The organism is Streptomyces sp. 12E, assembly GCF_055633275.1.
Map to the genome: position 1 here is coordinate 1,072,163 of NZ_JBVNCJ010000001.1, position 17,697 is coordinate 1,089,859.

Annotated in this window: 20 protein-coding genes, 1 pseudogene and 1 riboswitch; of the genes and pseudogenes, 15 read left to right on the forward strand and 6 right to left on the reverse strand. The window is 73.4% G+C overall.

Annotation, left to right across the window (positions count from 1 at the left end):
- Positions 1-105 precede the first annotated feature (105 nt).
- From ddaH to ACZ8ZB_RS05040, 4 genes and pseudogenes are all read left to right on the forward strand, one after another.
- Positions 106-918 carry a dimethylargininase gene (ddaH, locus tag ACZ8ZB_RS05025; protein ID WP_470736506.1) on the forward strand — a complete coding sequence of 271 codons (813 nt, stop codon included), beginning with the start codon at positions 106-108 and terminating at the stop codon, positions 916-918.
- On the forward strand, positions 915-2,141 hold the full coding sequence (rocD, locus tag ACZ8ZB_RS05030; protein WP_470736507.1) for an ornithine--oxo-acid transaminase: 1,227 nt from the start codon (positions 915-917) through the stop codon (positions 2,139-2,141). The genes ddaH and rocD overlap by 4 nt, the downstream gene beginning before the upstream one ends.
- 124 nt (positions 2,142-2,265) lie before the next feature.
- On the forward strand, positions 2,266-4,713 hold the full coding sequence (locus ACZ8ZB_RS05035) for a SpoIIE family protein phosphatase (RefSeq protein ID WP_470736508.1): 2,448 nt from the start codon (positions 2,266-2,268) through the stop codon (positions 4,711-4,713).
- Between the two features lie 123 nt (positions 4,714-4,836).
- A pseudogene (locus ACZ8ZB_RS05040) lies at positions 4,837-5,070 on the forward strand (hypothetical protein); the annotation flags it as partial.
- Positions 5,071-5,093: 23 nt separating this feature from the next.
- On the opposite strand, the gene ACZ8ZB_RS05045 reads toward ACZ8ZB_RS05040, so the two are convergent.
- Positions 5,094-5,549 (reverse strand): RpiB/LacA/LacB family sugar-phosphate isomerase, encoded by a 456-nt coding sequence (locus tag ACZ8ZB_RS05045; RefSeq protein WP_470736509.1) that lies wholly within the window; start codon positions 5,547-5,549, stop codon positions 5,094-5,096.
- A gap of 187 nt (positions 5,550-5,736) precedes the next feature.
- On the opposite strand from ACZ8ZB_RS05045, the gene ACZ8ZB_RS05050 reads away from it, so the two are divergent.
- The gene (locus ACZ8ZB_RS05050; RefSeq protein WP_470736510.1) at positions 5,737-6,462 is read left to right on the forward strand and encodes a lysophospholipid acyltransferase family protein; all 726 of its coding nucleotides are present in this window, start codon (positions 5,737-5,739) and stop codon (positions 6,460-6,462) included.
- A 420-nt stretch (positions 6,463-6,882) separates the two neighbouring features.
- Here ACZ8ZB_RS05050 and ACZ8ZB_RS05055 read toward each other — a convergent pair whose 3' ends face one another.
- Positions 6,883-7,170 carry a type II toxin-antitoxin system Phd/YefM family antitoxin gene (locus ACZ8ZB_RS05055; protein WP_470736511.1) on the reverse strand — a complete coding sequence of 96 codons (288 nt, stop codon included), beginning with the start codon at positions 7,168-7,170 and terminating at the stop codon, positions 6,883-6,885.
- Between the two features lie 67 nt (positions 7,171-7,237).
- Here ACZ8ZB_RS05055 and ACZ8ZB_RS05060 point away from each other — a divergent pair, with 67 nt between their 5' ends.
- From ACZ8ZB_RS05060 to ACZ8ZB_RS05070, 3 genes are all read left to right on the forward strand, one after another.
- On the forward strand, positions 7,238-7,873 hold the full coding sequence (locus ACZ8ZB_RS05060) for an ATP-dependent Clp protease proteolytic subunit (protein ID WP_470736512.1): 636 nt from the start codon (positions 7,238-7,240) through the stop codon (positions 7,871-7,873).
- Positions 7,874-7,880: 7 nt separating this feature from the next.
- Entirely contained in the window at positions 7,881-8,189 is a 309-nt protein-coding gene (locus tag ACZ8ZB_RS05065; RefSeq protein WP_470736513.1) for a hypothetical protein, read from the forward strand.
- A gap of 345 nt (positions 8,190-8,534) precedes the next feature.
- A riboswitch (cyclic di-AMP (ydaO/yuaA leader) is annotated at positions 8,535-8,724 on the forward strand.
- A gap of 3 nt (positions 8,725-8,727) precedes the next feature.
- Entirely contained in the window at positions 8,728-9,201 is a 474-nt protein-coding gene (locus ACZ8ZB_RS05070) for a C40 family peptidase (RefSeq protein ID WP_470736514.1), read from the forward strand.
- Positions 9,202-9,238: 37 nt separating this feature from the next.
- Here ACZ8ZB_RS05070 and ACZ8ZB_RS05075 read toward each other — a convergent pair whose 3' ends face one another.
- Entirely contained in the window at positions 9,239-9,700 is a 462-nt protein-coding gene (locus tag ACZ8ZB_RS05075; RefSeq protein ID WP_470736515.1) for an ATP-binding protein, read from the reverse strand.
- A 211-nt stretch (positions 9,701-9,911) separates the two neighbouring features.
- Here ACZ8ZB_RS05075 and ACZ8ZB_RS05080 point away from each other — a divergent pair, with 211 nt between their 5' ends.
- Complete coding sequence (locus ACZ8ZB_RS05080) at positions 9,912-10,772, forward strand: helix-turn-helix domain-containing protein (protein ID WP_470736516.1); 861 nt, start codon at positions 9,912-9,914, stop codon at positions 10,770-10,772.
- A 9-nt stretch (positions 10,773-10,781) separates the two neighbouring features.
- Positions 10,782-11,006 (forward strand): DUF397 domain-containing protein, encoded by a 225-nt coding sequence (locus ACZ8ZB_RS05085; protein WP_470736517.1) that lies wholly within the window; start codon positions 10,782-10,784, stop codon positions 11,004-11,006.
- A 53-nt stretch (positions 11,007-11,059) separates the two neighbouring features.
- Here the strand turns inward: ACZ8ZB_RS05085 and ACZ8ZB_RS05090 are convergent, their stop codons facing one another.
- A complete protein-coding gene (locus tag ACZ8ZB_RS05090) occupies positions 11,060-12,187 on the reverse strand; it encodes an 8-amino-7-oxononanoate synthase (RefSeq protein WP_470736518.1) in 1,128 nt (375 codons plus the stop codon).
- Positions 12,188-12,334: 147 nt separating this feature from the next.
- On the opposite strand from ACZ8ZB_RS05090, the gene bioB reads away from it, so the two are divergent.
- From bioB to ACZ8ZB_RS05110, 4 genes are all read left to right on the forward strand, one after another.
- Positions 12,335-13,486 (forward strand): biotin synthase BioB, encoded by a 1,152-nt coding sequence (gene bioB, locus ACZ8ZB_RS05095; protein WP_470736519.1) that lies wholly within the window; start codon positions 12,335-12,337, stop codon positions 13,484-13,486.
- The gene (locus tag ACZ8ZB_RS05100) at positions 13,479-14,759 is read left to right on the forward strand and encodes an adenosylmethionine--8-amino-7-oxononanoate transaminase (RefSeq protein ID WP_470736520.1); all 1,281 of its coding nucleotides are present in this window, start codon (positions 13,479-13,481) and stop codon (positions 14,757-14,759) included. The genes bioB and ACZ8ZB_RS05100 overlap by 8 nt, the downstream gene beginning before the upstream one ends.
- Before the next feature lies 1 nt (position 14,760).
- Positions 14,761-15,477, forward strand: coding sequence for a dethiobiotin synthase (gene bioD / locus ACZ8ZB_RS05105; RefSeq protein ID WP_470736521.1), 717 nt, complete (start codon positions 14,761-14,763; stop codon positions 15,475-15,477).
- Positions 15,478-15,545: 68 nt separating this feature from the next.
- Positions 15,546-16,247 carry a class I SAM-dependent methyltransferase gene (locus ACZ8ZB_RS05110; protein ID WP_470736522.1) on the forward strand — a complete coding sequence of 234 codons (702 nt, stop codon included), beginning with the start codon at positions 15,546-15,548 and terminating at the stop codon, positions 16,245-16,247.
- Here ACZ8ZB_RS05110 and ACZ8ZB_RS05115 read toward each other — a convergent pair whose 3' ends face one another.
- Together ACZ8ZB_RS05115 and ACZ8ZB_RS05120 are read right to left on the reverse strand one after the other, a co-directional pair.
- Positions 16,248-16,622: a fic family toxin-antitoxin system, toxin component gene (locus ACZ8ZB_RS05115; RefSeq protein WP_470736523.1), complete on the reverse strand. Its 375-nt coding sequence runs from the start codon at positions 16,620-16,622 to the stop codon at positions 16,248-16,250.
- A gap of 4 nt (positions 16,623-16,626) precedes the next feature.
- Positions 16,627-16,902 (reverse strand): toxin-antitoxin system HicB family antitoxin, encoded by a 276-nt coding sequence (locus ACZ8ZB_RS05120; protein WP_470736524.1) that lies wholly within the window; start codon positions 16,900-16,902, stop codon positions 16,627-16,629.
- Positions 16,903-17,120: 218 nt separating this feature from the next.
- Here ACZ8ZB_RS05120 and ACZ8ZB_RS05125 point away from each other — a divergent pair, with 218 nt between their 5' ends.
- Positions 17,121-17,546, forward strand: a complete 426-nt coding sequence (locus ACZ8ZB_RS05125; protein ID WP_470736525.1) for a GNAT family N-acetyltransferase — start codon at positions 17,121-17,123, stop codon at positions 17,544-17,546.
- Positions 17,547-17,697 lie beyond the last annotated feature (151 nt).

Sequence of the window (17,697 nt, forward strand, 5' to 3'; positions counted from 1 at the left end):
TTCCTGCGCGAACACGCAGCTCCTGTTCCTTGTCGCCCGTATCGCCCGCTTCCTACCGTGGTCCCACCCCCTGTCGAGACCGCGTGGAAGCGGAGGAACCCCTCTGTGCCCGACTTCCGTGTGGCGTCCCGGCGGCGATACCTCGTCTGCGAACCCAGACACTTCGCCGTGCGGTACGCGATCAATCCCTGGATGCACCCCGACCGTCCCGTCGACGTCGCCCTCGCCCTACGCCAGTGGCGGACGCTGATCGACACCTACCGCGACCACGGCCATACCGTGGAGACCGTGAAGCCGGAGCCCGGACTGCCCGACATGGTGTTCGCCGCGAACGCGGCGGTCGTCGTGGCGGGCCGCGTCTTCGGCTCCCTGTTCCTGGCGCCCGAGCGGCGCCCGGAGTCCGTGCCGTACGAGGCCTGGTTCAAGGCCGGGGGGTACGAGGTGCACCGCCCCGGGTCGGTGTGCGAGGGCGAGGGCGACCTGGTGCCCGCAGGGCGCTGGATCCTCGCCGGCACCGGCTTCCGCACCACCCCCGAGGCGCACCGCGAGGCGCAGGAGTTCTTCGGGGTTCCGGTGATCGGCCTGACGCTGGTGGATCCGTACTTCTACCACCTGGACACGGCGCTGTTCGTGCTGGACGAGGAGAACGTCGCGTACTACCCGGAGGCGTTCTCGCCGGGCAGTCGCGAGGTGCTGGCCCGGCTGTATCCGGACGCGGTGCTCGCGACCCGTGAGGACGCGACGGCGTTCGGGCTGAACTCCGTCTCCGACGGCCGCCACGTGTTCGTCTCCCCGGGGGCCACGGCCCTCGCCGCCCGGCTCGCCGACCGCGGCTACGTCCCCGTCCCCGTCGACCTGTCCGAGTTCCACAAGGCGGGCGGGGGCATCAAGTGCTGCACACAGGAGATCCGCTCATGACCGCTGTCGTTCCCGCGCGTACGTCCGCCGAGCTGATCGGCGCGGAGGAGCCGGTCCTCGCGCACAACTACCACCCGCTGCCCGTGGTCGTCGCCCGCGCGGAGGGCGCGTGGGTGGAGGACGTGGAGGGCCGGCGGTACCTCGACATGCTGGCCGGCTACTCGGCGCTCAACTTCGGCCACCGGCATCCGGCGCTGATCGAGGCGGCGCACCGCCAGCTGGACCGGCTCACGCTGACCTCGCGCGCCTTCCACAACGACCGGCTCGCCGAGTTCGCGCGGCGGCTGGCCGCGCTGACCGGTCTCGACATGGTGCTGCCCATGAACACCGGCGCGGAGGCGGTGGAGAGCGGGATCAAGGTGGCCCGCAAGTGGGCCTACGACGTGAAGGGCGTCCCGGACGGCCGGGCGACGATCGTGGTGGCGGCGGACAACTTCCACGGCCGTACGACGACGATCGTGAGCTTCTCGACGGACGAGGTCGCCCGGAGCGGGTTCGGGCCCTTCACCCCGGGCTTCCGGGTGGTGCCGTACAACGACCCGGCGGCACTGGAGGCGGCGGTCGACGAGACGACGGCGGCGGTGCTGATCGAGCCGGTCCAGGGCGAGGCGGGGGTGATCGTCCCGGACGACGGTTACCTCGCCGGGGTGCGGGAGCTGACGCGCCGCGCGGGGTGCCTGTTCGTCGCGGACGAGATCCAGTCGGGTCTGGGCCGCACGGGCCGTACGCTCGCGGTGGAGCACGAGTCGGTCGTCCCGGACGTCGTCCTGCTCGGCAAGGCGCTGGGCGGCGGCATCGTCCCGGTGTCGGCGGTGGTGGCCCGGCGGGAGGTGCTCCAGGTGCTCCATCCGGGTGAGCACGGGTCGACCTTCGGCGGCAATCCGCTGGCCGCGGCGGTCGGCACGGCCGTGGTGGAGCTGCTGGAGACGGGCGAGTTCCAGCGCCGGGCGGCGGAGCTGGGCGGGATCCTGCGCGAGGGCCTGGAGTCGCTCGTCGGCAAGGGCGTGGTCGGCTTCCGGTCCCGCGGTCTGTGGGCGGGCGTGGACATCGACCCGGCGCTCGGCACCGGCCGCGAGATCAGCGAGCGCCTGATGCGGGAGGGCATCCTGGTCAAGGACACCCACGGCTCCACCATCCGCCTGGCCCCGCCCCTGACCGTCACGGCGGAGGAGCTGCAGAGCGCCCTGCACACCGTGGAGAAGGTCCTGGCCGGGAACGCCTGAGCCGCCGCCGTCCCCTTCCGGGCCCGGAAGGGGACGGCTCGCCCCACAGAGCTCTCATACCGCCCCAAGGGTGAAGATGGGGACAAGAGGGGGTAGACCACTCTCAGCGACAGAGAGGTCGGCCGTGGGCGGACACAAGGAGCAGGACGTTGCCCGGCAGGGGTTCGATGTGGCCGACGCCGTTCCCCTGCTGCTCGACCCGCACGGCATGGTGTCGGGCTGGACCGGCGGGGCCGAGCGGCTGCTGGGGTACCGCGCCTCCGAGGCCGTGGGCCGTAAGTTCGCCGAGCTGCTGGTCCCCGAGGACGCCGAGCGGGTGCCGGACCTGGTCGAGCGGTGCCGGTCGGACGGCGACTGGGCGGGCCTGCTGACGGCCCGGCACCGGGACGGGCGGCCGGTCGCGGTGATGGTGCGGATCACGCCGGCCGTGGAGCCGCAGGGCCGTTCGTCGATGCTGGCCCTGTTGTCGGAGCTGGCCGGCTCGGCCGGCTGGGACATGAGCCGCGCCGTGCTGGAGCAGATGGTCGCCGGTGCGCCGATCGGCGTCGCGATCGTGGACACGGAGCTGCGCTTCGTGTGGTCCAACGCCGCGCTCGAGCAGTTCGGCGGCGGGCCGGCCGGGCGGCGCCTGGGACTGCGGTTCGCGGACGTCCAGCCGGGCATGGACGCCGAGGCGGTCGAGGCTCGGATGCGGCACGTACTGGACACCGGCGAACAGGTGCTCGACTACGAGCACGTCGGCCGGGTCCGCTCGGCGCCGCTGCGCGAGACCGCGCACCTGCTGTCGTTCACCCGCCTCGACGACGACCGGGGCCGTCCGATGGGCGTGTACTACACCGTCGTGGACGTCACCGAACGACACCGCGCCCGGCAGCGCCTCGCCCTGCTCGACCGGGCCGGCGAACACATCGGCCGCACCCTGGACGTCGTGCGCACCGCGCAGGAACTGGCGGACGTGACCGTGCCGGAACTCGCGGACTACGTCGCCGTGGACCTGCTGGAGCCGGTGCTGCACGGCGCCGAGGTCCAGCAGGACCCCCTCGCCGGTTCCGACCGGGTGCCGCTGCGCCGGGCGGGCCAGCGGTCGCTGCACGAGGACCTGCCGCGGGCGGCCGTGGCGGCCGGGACGGTGCTGCCGTACCTGGCGGGCTCTCCGCCGGTGCGCTGCCTGACCACGGGCCGGTCCTGGCTTCAGGAGCGGCTCGACCCGCTCGCCCTGGCGTGGGCCACGCCGCCGGGCGGCCGGGAGTCCACCTTCCTGGAGCTCGGCCTGCGGAGCGCGATGGTCGTCCCGGTCCGGGCCCGGGGCGTCACCCTGGGCATCACCACGTTCTTCCGCCGCCGCCACGATCCCTTCAACGAGGAGGACCTCCATCTGGCCGAGGACCTCGTCTCCCGCGCCGCCGTCTGCGTGGACAACGCCCGGCGCTACACCCGCGAGCGGGACGCCGCGCTGGTCCTGCAGCGCAGTCTGCTGCCCCGGCGGCTGCCCGAGCAGGACGCGGTGGAGGTGGCCGCCTGCTACCGGCCGGCGGACGAGCTGACCGGTCTGGGCGGCGACTGGTACGACCTGATCCCGCTGTCCGGCGCCCGTGTCGCCCTGGTCGTCGGCGAGGTGCCGGGGCACGGCATCGACGCCGCCGCGGCCATGGGACGGCTGCGCACCGCCGTACGGACGCTGGCCGCGATCGATCTGCCGCCCGAGGAGGTGCTCGCCCATCTGGACGACCTGGCGTCCCGGCTGGCGCGGGACGAGGGCGAGGGGGAGTCCGGGGACTTCCCCGGCCGGTCCGTCGGGTCCAGTTGCCTGTACGCCGTCTACGACCCGGTGGACGGGCGGTGCACGATGGCGGCCGCCGGCCATCCCGTGCCCGCCGTGGTGACGCCCGACGGCGCGGTCGTCTTCGTCGACCTCCCGCAGGGACCGGCGCTCGGTGTGGGCGGCCCGCCGTTCGACGCGGTGGAGCTGACCCTGGCCGAGGGCAGCACGCTCGCCCTGCACACGGACGGTCTGCTGTCCGGCGGGAAGCCCGTGCCCGACGAGGCGGACCGCGAACGGCTGCGGCAGGCACTGCAGAGCGCCACGGACGCGCTCGGGCCGAACTGCCGCGCGGTGGTCGACATGCTGGTCCCGGCCCGGCCCCACGACGACGTGGCCCTGCTGATGGCGCGCACCAGACGTCTCGACCCCGGACGGGTCGCGGTCTGGAACCTGCCCGCGGATCCGGCGGTCGTGGCAGAGGCCCGCAGGAACAGCACCCGGCAGCTGGCCCGCTGGGGGCTGGAGGACCTGGTCTTCACCACGGAGCTGATCGTCAGTGAGCTGGTCACCAACGCCATACGGCACGTCGGCGGTCCCGTACGGCTGCGGCTGATCCGTGAGCGGGCACTGGTGTGCGAAGTGTTCGACGGCGGCGCCACCACACCCCATCTGCGGCATCCCCGCGCGATGGACGAGGGCGGACGTGGGCTGCTGCTGGTCTCCCAGCTGGCCCGGCGGTGGGGCACCCGGTTCGTTCCCGGCGGGAAGATCATCTGGGCGGAGCAGCCGCTGACCGCACCGCCGGAGTGAGGCGACGGCCCGGGCGGAGGCGCCGATCGGCCACGCCGCGGTCCACCTGGCCTGCCCGGCAGGGCAGCGCCGCTGCCCCCGAGCCGGTGTGCGCGGACGTCGGCGAGGCCTTCGTCCACGGGCCGGGGCGGGCCCGCGCAGGCGCTGGACGCGGTGGGCCGTTACGCCCACGGGGTGGACGGAGCCGAGTCCGTGACCGCGGTGACGGCCTTCATCGACTTCGACCGGGCCGCCGGCCCTGGTGCCCCGCGCCGGCACCGGAGGCGGGTTCCCGAGACGCTCGCGGACATCGTGCTGCTGGAACCGCCGCCCGGCGGCGCCGCCGACGACACGGCGCTGGTCGTGGTACGGCTGTGACCGCTCCCGCGGCCGTCCCCGGATCAGGAGCCGGTGCGCTCCCGGTCGAGACGTGCCGCGCGTTCCATGGTGCTCCGGTCCTCCGGGTCGTCACTGGGCGCGCCGGCGAACCAGGCGTCGAGGATCTCGGTCAGCAGCGGCGCGGACGTCAGCCGCAGGCTGAGCGCCAGCACGTTGGCGTCGTTCCAGCGGCGCGCGCCGTCCGCCGTGTACGCGTCCGTGCACAGGGCGGCCCGGACGCCGGGCACCTTGTTCGCCGCGATCGAGGCACCGGTGCCGGTCCAGCAGCAGACCACCGCCTGATCGGCCGTGCCGACGGCGACCTCACGGGCCGCCGCCGCGGAGCAGACGGCCCACCGCGGGTCGTCCCCGGGATTCAGGGCGCCGTGCGCGCGTACCTCGTGGCCGCGCTCGCGGAGCTCGGCGAGGAGGGCCCGGGCCACGGGCTCGTCCATGTCGGAGGAGACGGAGATCCGCATGCGTCCGAGCCTACTCCCCGCGACGCGCCCCTGACGGGCACTCAACGCCCCGGCCCGGCGCGTCCCGTCGCGTCGGACGTGGTGCCGGGTCACGGCGCCCGGACCTAGACTGGCACCCCACGACGTGCCGGATGGCCTGCCGGGATGCGGCGGCACCGCCCGTCCGCCGGAGTCGAGGAGCGTGTCCTTGTTCTACTACCTGCTCAAGTACGTGCTGCTGGGCCCGCTGCTACGTCTGGTCTTCCGGCCCCGAATAGAGGGCCTGGAGCACGTGCCGTCGTCCGGCGCGGCCATCGTCGCGGGCAACCACCTGTCCTTCTCGGACCACTTCCTGATGCCGGCCGTGCTCAAGCGGCGCATCACCTTCCTCGCCAAGGCCGAGTACTTCACCGGCCCCGGGCTCAAGGGCCGGCTGACGGCGTTCTTCTTCCACAGCGCAGGGCAGATCCCCGTCGACCGCTCCGGCAAGGAGGCCGGGCAGGCCGCCATCCGGGAGGGTCTCGGCGTGCTGGGCAAGGGGGAACTGCTCGGCATCTACCCGGAGGGCACGCGCTCGCACGACGGCCGCCTCTACAAGGGCAAGGTCGGCGTCGCGGTGATGGCCCTCAAGGCGGGCGTCCCGGTGGTTCCCTGCGCGATGATCGGCACCTTCGAGGCGCAGCCGCCCGGCAGGAAGATCCCCCGGATCCGCCCGGTGGCGATCCGTTTCGGCGAGCCGCTGGACTTCTCGCGCTACGCGGGGATGGAGAGCGAGAAGGCGGTCCTGCGCGCCGCCACCGACGAGATCATGTACGCCATCCTCAGCCTGTCCGGCCAGGAGTACGTCGACCGGTACGCGGCCGTCGCCAAGGCGGAGGACGCCGAGCGCAGGGCGGAGGACAAGCGCCGCTTCCCGCGCACGCCACGGAGCTGATCCCTCACCCGCGCGTGTGACGGCTTCGGTGCGGCGCGCGGTGCGCGGATCACGTCGGACCGGTCCGCCTCGCCGGTGAGCGGGCAGGTGTCCACCCGGTCGTCGGCGCAGCGGTCGACCGGACCGGTGACGCCGCCGGATCCGGCGTTCCCTCGGCGAGGAGGCGGGAGCCGCTGGTGCGACGGCGCCGCCACGACGGGGCCCGCCCCGACGCCGGCCCGGTGGGCGGCGCCCGGCCCGGAAGGCCGTCCTGGCCGGCGGCGCGCCGAGGGAGCGACGCGGAAGGCCGAGTCGGCGTCCGGGCCGAGCCCCGCTCCCGTCGGCTGACCTCCCGCACGGGCCGCGGCGCCGCCCGCGGCCGAACAGGACCGTGCGCCCCCGCCGTGGCGGACGGGGGCGCACGGTCCTGTTCGCCGGGGCCTACGAGGTGGCCGTCCCCCGGTGCTCCGCCGCGATGCCGAAGCGCTGCCGTTCGCGGGGAGCGGACGCGGCCTCGCGGACGCCGGACACCGTGCTGACCACCTGCTCCTCGGCCGGCTCCCGCGTCTCCCCGAGCTCTTCGAGTCGTCGCAGGTCATCGGCGGAGACGAGGGCGACGAGGGGCTTTCCGTGCCGGGTCACGACGACGCGCTCACCGCCGTACACCACACGGTTGATGAGGTCGGCGAGCTCAGCCCTGGCTTGGGTGACCGGAATCTCGTAGGCCATGAACCCATCATAACGCTACGTACGTCCTGTACATTTTTTACAGAGACGACCAGACAGGAGGGCTCTCATGACCCGACCGTCCGCCCGCCACGTCCTGCCCGAGCTCACCGAACGCACGGCGTCCGGGAACCGGACGACGGACCCCTACTCGAAACTGCTCGAGGAGCGGATCGTCCTCCTCGGGACAGGGATCGACGAGACCTCCGCGAACGACGTGACGGCGCAGTTCATGTACCTGGAGCACCACTCCCCCGACCGGGACATCTCGTTCTACGTCAACTCCCCCGGCGGCTCCTTCCACGCCATGTCGGCGATCTACGACACGCTGCGCTACGTCTCCTGCGACGTGGAGACGATCTGCCTGGGCCGGGCGGAGGGCGCCGCCGCGCTGCTGCTGGCCGCCGGCACCCCGGGCAAGCGGCTGCTGCTGCCCGGTTCCCGCCTGGTGCTCCGTCAGCCGTCCCTCCCCGAGCCGGTCGCGGGACAGGCCGGCGATCTGGCGATCCGGGCCGAGGAGTTGGTCCGCATCCGGTCCCGGGTGGAGGAGATCCTGGTCCGGCACACCGGCCGCACCGCGGAGCAGGTCCGGGCGGACATCGAGCGGGACACGGTCCTCGACGCGCGGGCGGCGGTGGAGTACGGCCTGGCGGACCGGATCGTACCCGGCCGCAGGAGCGCCTCCCCCGCCTCCGGCGCGAGGTGAACCGCGGATGCTGCCACCGGAGCTGCCGCCGCTGCCCGCGCTGACCCGCGCGGAGGCCGAGCTGATCGACCGTTACCTCGAGGCCGTCGACCTGCTCGGCCGGATCAACCCGGCCCTGGGCGGTGACACCTACCGCGGACTGCGCGCCGCCCAGGCGCTGGTCGGCAAGGCCGTCGCGCTGCGCGACGCGCTGGTCCTGATGCACCGGCGCGGCGAGCGCGAACTGCACTCCGGCACGCTGGCCCGGGCCCTGCGGGTGCTGGACGGCGAGCGGCGCACGGCCCGGGTCACGCTGCCGCCGGCCCCCGGCAGTTGACGCCAGCGGTCCCCGGCCGGAGGTCCCGGTCGGCGGTGCGCCCCGGCCGGGGTTGAAACGGACCGAACGGCTTACCCCCGTCCGGCGTAGACGAACCTGCTGTTTTCGCCCCCTCGGAGTTGCGCAGCGCGCGTACCGCACCACCGGAACGGCCCTTTCGCCCCTGGTCCGTGGCTCCCCGGGGTCGCGGCGGGAGCCCGAACAGGGAGGTGTCCACCCGAACGGATGAGTGGTGAGTAACAACACAAACCCCACGTTCCGTTGGGATTTCGACCGCGTCATGAGCCAAGATCCCTGACTGACGACAAGACCCCGCCACCGCGGCGGGGCGATCCGGGCGGACGCCGAGTCCTGCCGCCGCCCGGATGACCGGTCGACAGGAGTGGATCGGCAGGAGTGGAGGACCCAAGCACGACGGGCCGCCGGGACGTCAGTTCCGAGCAGTCCTTGGGGTGAAGCCGCACATGTGCGGCCGGGCCACTTCGCCAGCCCGAATCCGACAGGTCATCCTTCACAGGCGGCTGACGAAGGGTTGCGCATGACTGCGCTCAATCGTGTCCCGTCTCTCATGGCCCGGGCCGGCACGGCCTCGGCCCTCACCCTGGCCGCCGTGGGCGGCTCCCTCGTGGTCCCCGGAGCCGCCTCGGAGGCGGCCGCGGCGAGCACGGCCACCAAGGCGCTGAATGTCGCCGCCTCCAAGAAAGGCTCGCCCTACAAGTGGGGCGCCACGGGGCCGTACAGGTTCGACTGCTCGGGCCTGACGCTGTATTCGTTCAAGAAGGCGGGCAAGAAGCTGCCGCGCACCGCCGCCCAGCAGTACAACAAGACGCGCCACATCTCCGCCAAGAGCCGCAGGGCGGGGGACCTGGTCTTCTTCCATTCGGGCAGCTACGTCTACCACGTCGGCATCTACGCGGGTAAGGGCAAGATCTGGCACGCTCCGAAGACCGGGGACGTGGTGCGCCTGCAGAAGATCTGGACCTCCAACGTCTGGTACGGACGGGTGAAGTGACCTCGGGGCGGCGGCGCCCCGGGGCGCCGCCGCCCGGCTACTGCTCCTGCTGCCCGGCCGCCGCTACCGCTTCGGCGGCCCGGACGGTCCACGGGAGTTCCACCGATACGGTCTTGCCGCCCTCCCGGGTGGGGCGGACCCTGAGCCTGCCGCCGCATTCCACGGTCAGCCAGCGGATGATGACCAGCCCGCGGCCGTTGTCCTGCTGGACCGCCGCGGGCAGCCGCTTGGGGAACCGCGGGTGGCTGTCCGTGACGCCGATGTGCACCCGTTCGCCACGGACCAGGACGACGTCCACGGTGAACGTGGGCGACTGCCCGAACGTGTGCTGCACCGCGTTGGTGGCGAGTTCGGAGACGATCAGCCGGACGGTGTCGCACAGCTCCGCGTCCGCGGGCATGCCCCATTCCTCCAGCGTGCCCACCACATGGGCACGGGCGGCCGCGACCGAGGCGGGATCGCTCGGCAGAGTGACGGATGCTTCCAGGTGGTCTGCCATGGCGACGTCGTCCCTTTCCCACGGGCCGCAGTCCGACACGGAGCGGATGGTTCGAGTACGGTCCCGCACTGGTGCTTCGGCGCCAGACTGCCATCACCGCACGGCGCAGGACGGCGATCCACCAAGATGTGCATATATCTGTCGCTCAAAGCGGTGAACTCTGCGACGGGAGACCGTATCCGGGCGGCCCGGAAGGAGTAAGGAGAACCCCATGCAGCACGGCCCCGCGGTGCGCCGCCGGAAACTGGGCGCCGAACTGCGCGCGCTGCGCACCTCTGCGGGGCTCACCAGCGGCGAGGCGGCCCGGCTGGCGGGCTGGCACCAGTCGAAGGTGAGCCGGATCGAGACGGGCACCAGCGGGGTGAAACCACCCGACGTGCGGCTGCTGCTCGACGTCTACGGCGTGGCCGACCCGCAATTGCGGGAGTTGCTGCTGGTGCTGTCGGGCTCCGGCGACGGGGACGGACGGCACCACTGGTGGCACGCCTACCGCGGCGTGCTGCCGCCGACCTACCGGGACTTCATCAGCCTGGAGTCGCAGGCGAGCGCGATGCGCACCCTGGAGACCACGGTGATCCCGGGGCTGCTGCAGACGCCGGAGTACGCGCGCGCGGTGACGGAGGCGGCGCTGGAGGGCGCGTCGGAGGAACGTCTGGACACGCTGGTGGAGGTGCGGCTGGCCCGGCAGGACGTGCTGCGGGCGTCGCCGCCGCTGGAGCTGAGCGCGATCCTGGACGAGGCCGTGCTGCGCCGGGAGGTCGGCGGCCCCGGCGTGATGTCCCGTCAGCTGAACCGGCTGGTCGAGGCGGCCCGTCTCCCTCAAGTGCGTCTGCAGGTACTGCCGTTCGGTGCCGGCGCGCACATCGGCATGACCGGCCCTTTCGTAATCTTTTCATTTTCGCGCACTTCTGATCTGGACGTGGTTGTTCTCGACCACCTGACGAGTAGCCTCCATCTGGAGCGGAAAGAAGACCTCCGGGTGTATTCGGAGGCCTTCGACGCCCTCTCGATCCACGCCCTTTCACCCGAGGACTCGTTGGACTTCATCGCCGGCGCAGCCGCCGGCGCGTAAGGAGGCACGATGCCCGTACCGCCTCGGACCATCCCTTCCAGCCTCGCAGTGCACGACGTGGGGTGGCTGCGCAGCAGTTACAGCACGGGGGCGAACAACTGCGTCGAGACGGCCAGGCCGGCCGCCGGCCCCCTGGCCGGACTGCTCGCCGTGCGCGACTCCAAGGCCCCCGAGGGGCCCGCGCTGCTCTTCTCCCCCGCCAGCTGGAGGGCGTTCGTCACCGCGATCGGCTGACGGCCCGGCCGGTCGGCCCGTCATCGGGCGACGCACGGCCGTGCCCCGCCGACTCATGGCCGCGTCTCGCCGATCACCCGTACAGCGCGTTCGATCTCCGCCCCGGACAGATCCGCGCGGGCGGTCAGTCTGAGCCGTGAGACGCCGTCGGGCACGGAAGGAGGACGGAAGCAGCCCACGGCCAGGCCGGCCGCCCGGCAGTCGGCCGCCCACCGCACGGCCTGTTCCGGGGAAGGAGCACGCACGGAGACGACCGCGGCGTCCGGACGTACCGCTTCCAGACCCGCGGCCGTCAGCCGGGAGTGCAGTTCCCGCGCCACCTCACCCGCCCGTGCCGCGCGCCCCGGCTCACGGCGCAGCAGCCGAAGGGCCGTCAGGGCCGCTCCCACCGCGGCGGGGGCGAGTCCCGTGTCGAAGATGAAGGTCCGGGCCGCGTTGACCAGGTGCTCGATCACCCGGGCCGGGCCGAGCACCGCTCCGCCCTGGCTGCCGAGCGACTTGGACAGCGTCACCGTCACGACGACGTCGTCGGCGCCCGCCAGCCCCGCCGCGTACGGGGCCCCGCGCCCGCCGTCGCCGAGCACACCGAGGCCGTGCGCGTCGTCGAGCACCAGACCCGCGCCGTGCTCCCGGCACGCCGCGGCGAGTCCGGTGAGCGGGGCGGCGTCGCCGTCCACCGAGAAGACCGTGTCGGACACCGCCACCGCGGGCCCCTGGTGCCCGTCCAGCGCCTTGCGCACGGCGTCGGGATCGGAGTGCGCCGCGACCTGTGTCGTACCGCGGGCCAGCCGGCAGCCGTCGATCAGCGAGGCGTGGTTGCCCGCGTCGGAGACGATCCTGGAGCCGTGCGGGGCCAGCACGGTGACGGCTGCGAGGTTGGCCGCGTAGCCGGAGGAGAAGACCAGGGCCGCCTCGAAGCCGCAGAAACCGGCCAGTTCGCGTTCCAGTTCGGCGTGGAGTTCGGTGGTTCCGGTGACGAGCCGGGAGCCCGTCGCCCCGCCGCCCCAGGTCCGCGCGGCCCGCGCGGCGCCCTCGGTGACCTCCGGATGCCGGGCCAGGCCCAGGTAGTCGTTGCTCGCCAGATCGAGCAGGGGCGTGCCGGCGGCCCGGGGGCGCAGGACGCGTACGAGTCCGGCCCGGCGGCGCAGTTCCGCCTGCTCGTCGATCCAGCCGAACGCCATGGGTCCTCCGGGGATTTTGTAGGCAGTGCACAGACACTAGCGGGCGGCCGGACGGACCACTGTGTGGCGATACCCACACCTCGAAGTGCCCCTGTTGTACGAACCCTCCTTGGCCCGGACGGGTCGAGTAGGACAGGATCGGCTCCCATGGACCTGCTGAACACGCTGGTGGACAAGGGGCTTCGGCGCGAGACGCCGACCCGCGCGGAAGCACTGGCCGTCCTCGCGACGTCCGACGACGACCTGCTCGATGTGGTGGCCGCGGCCGGGAAGGTGCGGCGGCACTGGTTCGGCCGACGGGTGAAGCTCAACTATCTCGTCAACCTCAAGTCCGGCCTGTGCCCGGAGGACTGCTCCTACTGTTCCCAGCGGCTCGGCTCCAAGGCCGACATCCTGAAGTACACCTGGCTCAAGCCGGACCAGGCCTCGCAGGCCGCCGCCGCCGGACTCGCGGGCGGCGCCAAGCGGGTGTGCCTGGTGGCGAGCGGCCGGGGCCCGACCGACCGTGACGTGGACCGGGTATCCGACACCATCAAGGCCATCAAGGAGCGGCACGAGGGCGTCGAGGTGTGCGCCTGCCTCGGTCTGCTCTCCGAGGGCCAGGCGGAGCGGCTGCGGGAGGCGGGCGCGGACGCCTACAACCACAACCTCAACACCTCCGAGTCGACGTACGGTGACATCACGTCCACGCACACGTACGCCGACCGGGTGGACACCGTGCGGAAGGCGCACGCGGCCGGTCTGTCCGCCTGCTCCGGGCTGATCGCCGGCATGGGCGAGTCCGACGAGGACCTGGTCGACGTGGTCTTCTCGCTGCGCGAACTGGACCCGGACTCGGTGCCGGTGAACTTCCTGATCCCGTTCGAGGGGACGCCGCTCGCCAAGGAGTGGAACCTGACCCCGCAGCGGTGCCTCAGGATCCTCGCGATGGTGCGGTTCGTCTGCCCGGACGTCGAGGTGCGGATCGCCGGCGGCCGTGAGGTGCACCTGCGCACGATGCAGCCGCTCGCGCTGCACCTGGCCAACTCGATCTTCCTCGGCGACTACCTCACCAGCGAGGGCCAGGCCGGCAAGGCCGACCTGGAGATGATCGCGGACGCCGGGTTCGAGGTGGAGGGCACCGGCGAGGTGACGCTGCCCGAGCACCGCGCGGGCGGCGGCTGCGGCTCGCACGAAGGAGCCGGTGCGTGCGGTCCGGCGACCGCGGACTCCTGCAAAAGCACGCCCGAGGAGCCCCGCACGGACCTGGTCGCGGTACGCCGCCGGGGCGCCGGAACGGACCTCGCGCCCAATGCCTGAGCGGTCCGTCGCCGAGCTGCTGGAGCTCGACCGGCGGCACGTCTGGCATCCGTACGGGCCCATGCCGGGCCGTCAGGAACCGCTCGTCGTGGAGTCGGCGAGCGGGGTGCGGCTGAGGCTCGCCGACGGCTCGGGCGAACTGGTCGACGGGATGTCGTCCTGGTGGTCGGCGATCCACGGCTACAACCACCCGGTGCTCAACGAGGCCGCGCGCGGGCAGCTGGAGCGGATGAGCCACGTGATGTTCGGCGGGCTCACCCACGAGCCCGCCGTGCGGCTGGCGAAGCTCCTCGTCGACATGTCGCCGGACGGTCTCGAGCACGTGTTCCTCGCCGACTCCGGGTCGGTGTCGGTCGAGGTCGCGGTGAAGATGTGCCTGCAGTACTGGCGTTCGCTGGGACGGCCGGAGAAGCGGCGGCTGCTGACCTGGCGGGGCGGCTACCACGGCGACACCTGGCAGCCGATGTCGGTGTGCGACCCCGAGGGCGGGATGCACGAGCTGTGGTCCGGGGTGCTGCCGCGCCAGGTCTTCGCGGACGCGCCGCCCGCCGGGTACGAGGAGGCGTACGCGGAGCACCTGCGGTCCACGGTCGAACGGCACGCCGGCGAGCTGGCCGCGGTGATCGTGGAGCCGGTGGTGCAGGGCGCGGGCGGGATGCGGTTCCACTCCCCCGCGTATCTGCGGGTGCTGCGCGAGGCGTGCGACGCGCACGACGTGCTGCTGGTGTTCGACGAGATCGCGACCGGGTTCGGGCGCACGGGCGCGTTGTTCGCGGCGGGGCACGCGGCGGTGACGCCGGACGTGATGTGTGTGGGCAAGGCGCTGACCGGCGGTTATCTGACCATGGCGGCGACGCTGTGCACCGCGCGGGTGGCCGAGGGCATCTCGCGCGGTGAGGTGCCGGTGCTGGCGCACGGTCCGACGTTCATGGGCAATCCGCTGGCGGCGGCCGTGGCCTGCGCCTCCGTCGAGCTGCTGCTCGGCCAGGACTGGCTCGCGGAGGTCGAGCGGATCGAGGCCGGTCTGCGGGAAGGGCTGGCGTCGGCGGTCCGGCTGCCCGGCGTGCGGGACGTGCGGGTGCTCGGCGCCATCGGGGTCGTCCAGCTCGACCACGCCGTCGACGTGCGGGCGGCCACGGAGGCCGCCGTGCGTGAGGGCGTGTGGCTGCGCCCGTTCCGCGACCTGATCTACACCATGCCGCCGTACGTCACGGACGACGCGGACGTGGCGCGCATCGCCCGCGCGGTGTGCGCGGCGGCGAAGGAGGGATGACATGCCGGTGATGGTGATCACGGGCACGGGCACCGAGGTCGGCAAGACGGTGGTGACGGCCGCCCTCGCCGCGACGGCGCTGGCGGCCGGCCGGTCGGTGGCCGTGCTGAAGGCGGCGCAGACGGGGGTGCGGCCGGACGAGGCCGGGGACGCCGAGGAGGTCGCGCGGCTCGCCGGTGCGGTGACGACGGACGAGCTGGCCCGGTACCCGGATCCGCTGGCGCCGGCCACGGCGGCCCGCCGGGCCGGCCGGGCGCCGGTGCGTCCGCACGAGGTCGCGGAGCGGGCCGCCGAGCTGGCCACGGAGCACGACCTGGTGCTGGTGGAGGGCGCGGGCGGGCTGCTCGTGCGGTTCGACGCGGCCGGCGGGACGCTGGCGGACGCGGCGGCGCTGCTGGCCGCGCCGGTGCTGGTGGTGGCGTCGGCCGGGCTCGGCACCCTGAACGTCACGGAGCTGACGGCCCGTGAACTGCGTCGGCGGGGGCTGGACCTGGCGGGTGTGGTGATCGGCGGCTGGCCCGCCGAACCGGACCTGGCCTCGCGGTGCAACCTGCTGGACCTGCCGGACGTGGCCGGCGCCCCGCTGCTGGGCGCCGTACCGGCCGGGGCGGGTGCGCTGGACCCCGCGGGGTTCCGGGCCTCGGCGCCGCACTGGCTGGCGCCCCGGCTGGAGGGGACCTGGGACGCGGAGACGTTCCGGGCGCGCGAGGCGCCCTGACGTCGGGCAGGGGTGTGGATCACCCGTCCGGGGGAGAATCGCCGTAGGCCCGTTCCGGGGAGGTCCTCATGCAGCTGCGGTCCGGCCGGTCCACGAGGGTGGAGCGGGATGCCGTGCACCATCCGCTGTTCGCGCGGTGCTACGCCCGGCTCAGCGTCGCCGCCGAGACCCGCGCGGGGATGGCCGGGCTGCGGCGCGGACTGCTCGGCGGGCTGTCCGGCCGGGTGATCGAGGTGGGCGCGGGCAACGGTCTGAACTTCGCGCACTATCCGGGCGCCGTCTCGGAGATCGTCGCCATCGAACCGGAGCGGGAGCTGCGGACGCTGGCCGTGGAGACCGCCCTGCGCGCCCGGGCGCCGGTGGATGTGGCGCCGGGTGTGGCGGAGGCGCTGCCGGTCAAGAGCGAGGCGTTCGACGCGGCGGTGCTCTCGCTGGTGCTGTGCAGCGTCCGGGACGTGCCGCGGGCCCTCGCGGAGCTGAGGCGGGTGCTGCGGCCGGGCGGCGAGGTGCGGTTCCTCGAGCACGGCCTGGGCGGCGGCCGGGTCATGCGCCTCGCCCAGCGGGCGCTGGACCGGACGGTGTGGCCGCCGCTGGCCGGTGGCTGCCACGTGGCGCGGGACCCGGTCGGCGCGCTGCGGGAGGCGGGGTTCGAGCTCGGCCCGTACCGGCGGGTGCTGGTGCCCGACAGGGGGCCCGCACTGCCCACCTCGTACTGCGTCATGGGCACCGCGTGGCGTCCGCCGGGCGACGCGGCGGCCACCGGGAGCTGATCAGTCGCACCAGCGGCGCAGCTCGGCCGCGATGTCGTCCACCGTCGCCTCGCCGTCGTTGACGAGCCGGGCCAGGTCGCGCACCTGTTCCGGCGAGGTGACGACCTTCAGACCGCTGGCGACGAGGTAGGCGTACGCGACGGCGGAGGCGAACAGGGCGTTGGAGCGCTCCAGCGCGGGGACGCGGATCAGCAGCTGGAGCAGCGAAGCGGCGCGAGCGTGCGGACTGTCGTAGACAGGGACGTCGAAGATCTCGGCCTGGTGGCGTGCGACGGCGGCGACAAGGGCGCCCCAGTCGGTGACCTGGGGGTCTCCCGGAGTCTGCCGCTCGGCGAGCATGAGCAGCCATGCGAGGTCGATGCGCAGGTCGTTCAACGGCTCAGCGGCGACCTTCGGTCGTGCCTTCGCGTTCCGCCCCCGCTGCGGGCTCCGCTCGGGCGGAGGGATCCCCACCGAACTCCTCGGCGAAGACGCTCTCGTACTGCCTCATGAAGTCGGCGGCGGCCTCGACGAAGGCGCGGCCCGCCTCGCCGGTGTCCTGCCGGACCAGTTCCTCGATGTAGCGGTTCACGCTCATCCCGCGCGCCAGGGCACGCTCCCGCGCCGCGCGGGCGGTGCCCTCGTCCACGCGCACGTTCAGCTGGGTCTTCGCCATGCCTCGAAGCTAGCGCCGGGACGCTAGCAGCGGCAAGTGCCGCCATCGGGGGCGGGCGCGGACGAGCCGCGCGACCGGCCGAAGACGGAACCGGTCCGGACACGACGCGCGGCCCGCGGCGGGCGGCACGGGCGGACGGGCCGGGGCGGTGTGCGCGGCCGGGCGTCCGGATCGTGGAATTCCCTGCCGTGCGGGCTCCCGCGTGCTGGGATCGCGGCATGAGTGAGCTGCGCGTACGGGCCGCCGGGCCCGAGGACCTCGACACCGTGCTGGCCTTCTGGAAGGCGGCCGCCGCGGGCACGAGCATCAGTGACGACCGGGAGGGCGTGGAGCGGCTGGTCGCCCGCGACCCCGAGGCGCTGATCCTCGCGGAGAGCGGCGGTGAGCTGGTCGGCACGGTGATCGCGGGCTTCGACGGCTGGCGGTGCCACCTCTACCGGCTGGCGGTGCGTCCGGACCGCCGCCGTCGGGGCGTCGGCTCCGCGCTGCTGGCCGCCGCGGAGGAGCGGTTCGCACGGCTCGGCGGGCGTCGCGCGGACGCGATGGTGCTCCAGAACAACGAAACGGCCCATCATGCATGGGGCGCCGCGGGGTACGCGCGGGAGGAACGCTGGCGGCGCTGGGTGAAACCCCTCACCGGGTGATCCACGGCCCGACGGCGCCCTTTTGCCGACCCTTTACCCCGGGACGGCCACTCGGTCCTCCACGAAAGGTTGTGTGCGTCCGCCCATGGGCGAACCCTCCCGTCCACGACACCGCGCATCCGTCCCCGTCCTGTCCGACCATGGGACAGAG

Coding starts and splice junctions, on each gene's coding strand:
- rocD (WP_470736507.1), top strand. CDS start 915: ATGACCGCTGTCGTTCCCGCGCGTACGTCCGCCGAGCTGATCGGCGCG.
- ACZ8ZB_RS05045 (WP_470736509.1), bottom strand. CDS start 5,549: ATGCGGATCTCCGTCTCCTCCGACATGGACGAGCCCGTGGCCCGGGCC.
- ACZ8ZB_RS05055 (WP_470736511.1), bottom strand. CDS start 7,170: ATGGCCTACGAGATTCCGGTCACCCAAGCCAGGGCTGAGCTCGCCGAC.
- ACZ8ZB_RS05060 (WP_470736512.1), top strand. CDS start 7,238: ATGACCCGACCGTCCGCCCGCCACGTCCTGCCCGAGCTCACCGAACGC.
- ACZ8ZB_RS05065 (WP_470736513.1), top strand. CDS start 7,881: ATGCTGCCACCGGAGCTGCCGCCGCTGCCCGCGCTGACCCGCGCGGAG.
- ACZ8ZB_RS05070 (WP_470736514.1), top strand. CDS start 8,728: ATGACTGCGCTCAATCGTGTCCCGTCTCTCATGGCCCGGGCCGGCACG.
- ACZ8ZB_RS05075 (WP_470736515.1), bottom strand. CDS start 9,700: ATGGCAGACCACCTGGAAGCATCCGTCACTCTGCCGAGCGATCCCGCC.
- ACZ8ZB_RS05080 (WP_470736516.1), top strand. CDS start 9,912: ATGCAGCACGGCCCCGCGGTGCGCCGCCGGAAACTGGGCGCCGAACTG.
- ACZ8ZB_RS05085 (WP_470736517.1), top strand. CDS start 10,782: ATGCCCGTACCGCCTCGGACCATCCCTTCCAGCCTCGCAGTGCACGAC.
- ACZ8ZB_RS05090 (WP_470736518.1), bottom strand. CDS start 12,187: ATGGCGTTCGGCTGGATCGACGAGCAGGCGGAACTGCGCCGCCGGGCC.
- bioB (WP_470736519.1), top strand. CDS start 12,335: ATGGACCTGCTGAACACGCTGGTGGACAAGGGGCTTCGGCGCGAGACG.
- ACZ8ZB_RS05100 (WP_470736520.1), top strand. CDS start 13,479: ATGCCTGAGCGGTCCGTCGCCGAGCTGCTGGAGCTCGACCGGCGGCAC.
- bioD (WP_470736521.1), top strand. CDS start 14,761: ATGCCGGTGATGGTGATCACGGGCACGGGCACCGAGGTCGGCAAGACG.
- ACZ8ZB_RS05110 (WP_470736522.1), top strand. CDS start 15,546: ATGCAGCTGCGGTCCGGCCGGTCCACGAGGGTGGAGCGGGATGCCGTG.
- ACZ8ZB_RS05120 (WP_470736524.1), bottom strand. CDS start 16,902: ATGGCGAAGACCCAGCTGAACGTGCGCGTGGACGAGGGCACCGCCCGC.
- ACZ8ZB_RS05125 (WP_470736525.1), top strand. CDS start 17,121: ATGAGTGAGCTGCGCGTACGGGCCGCCGGGCCCGAGGACCTCGACACC.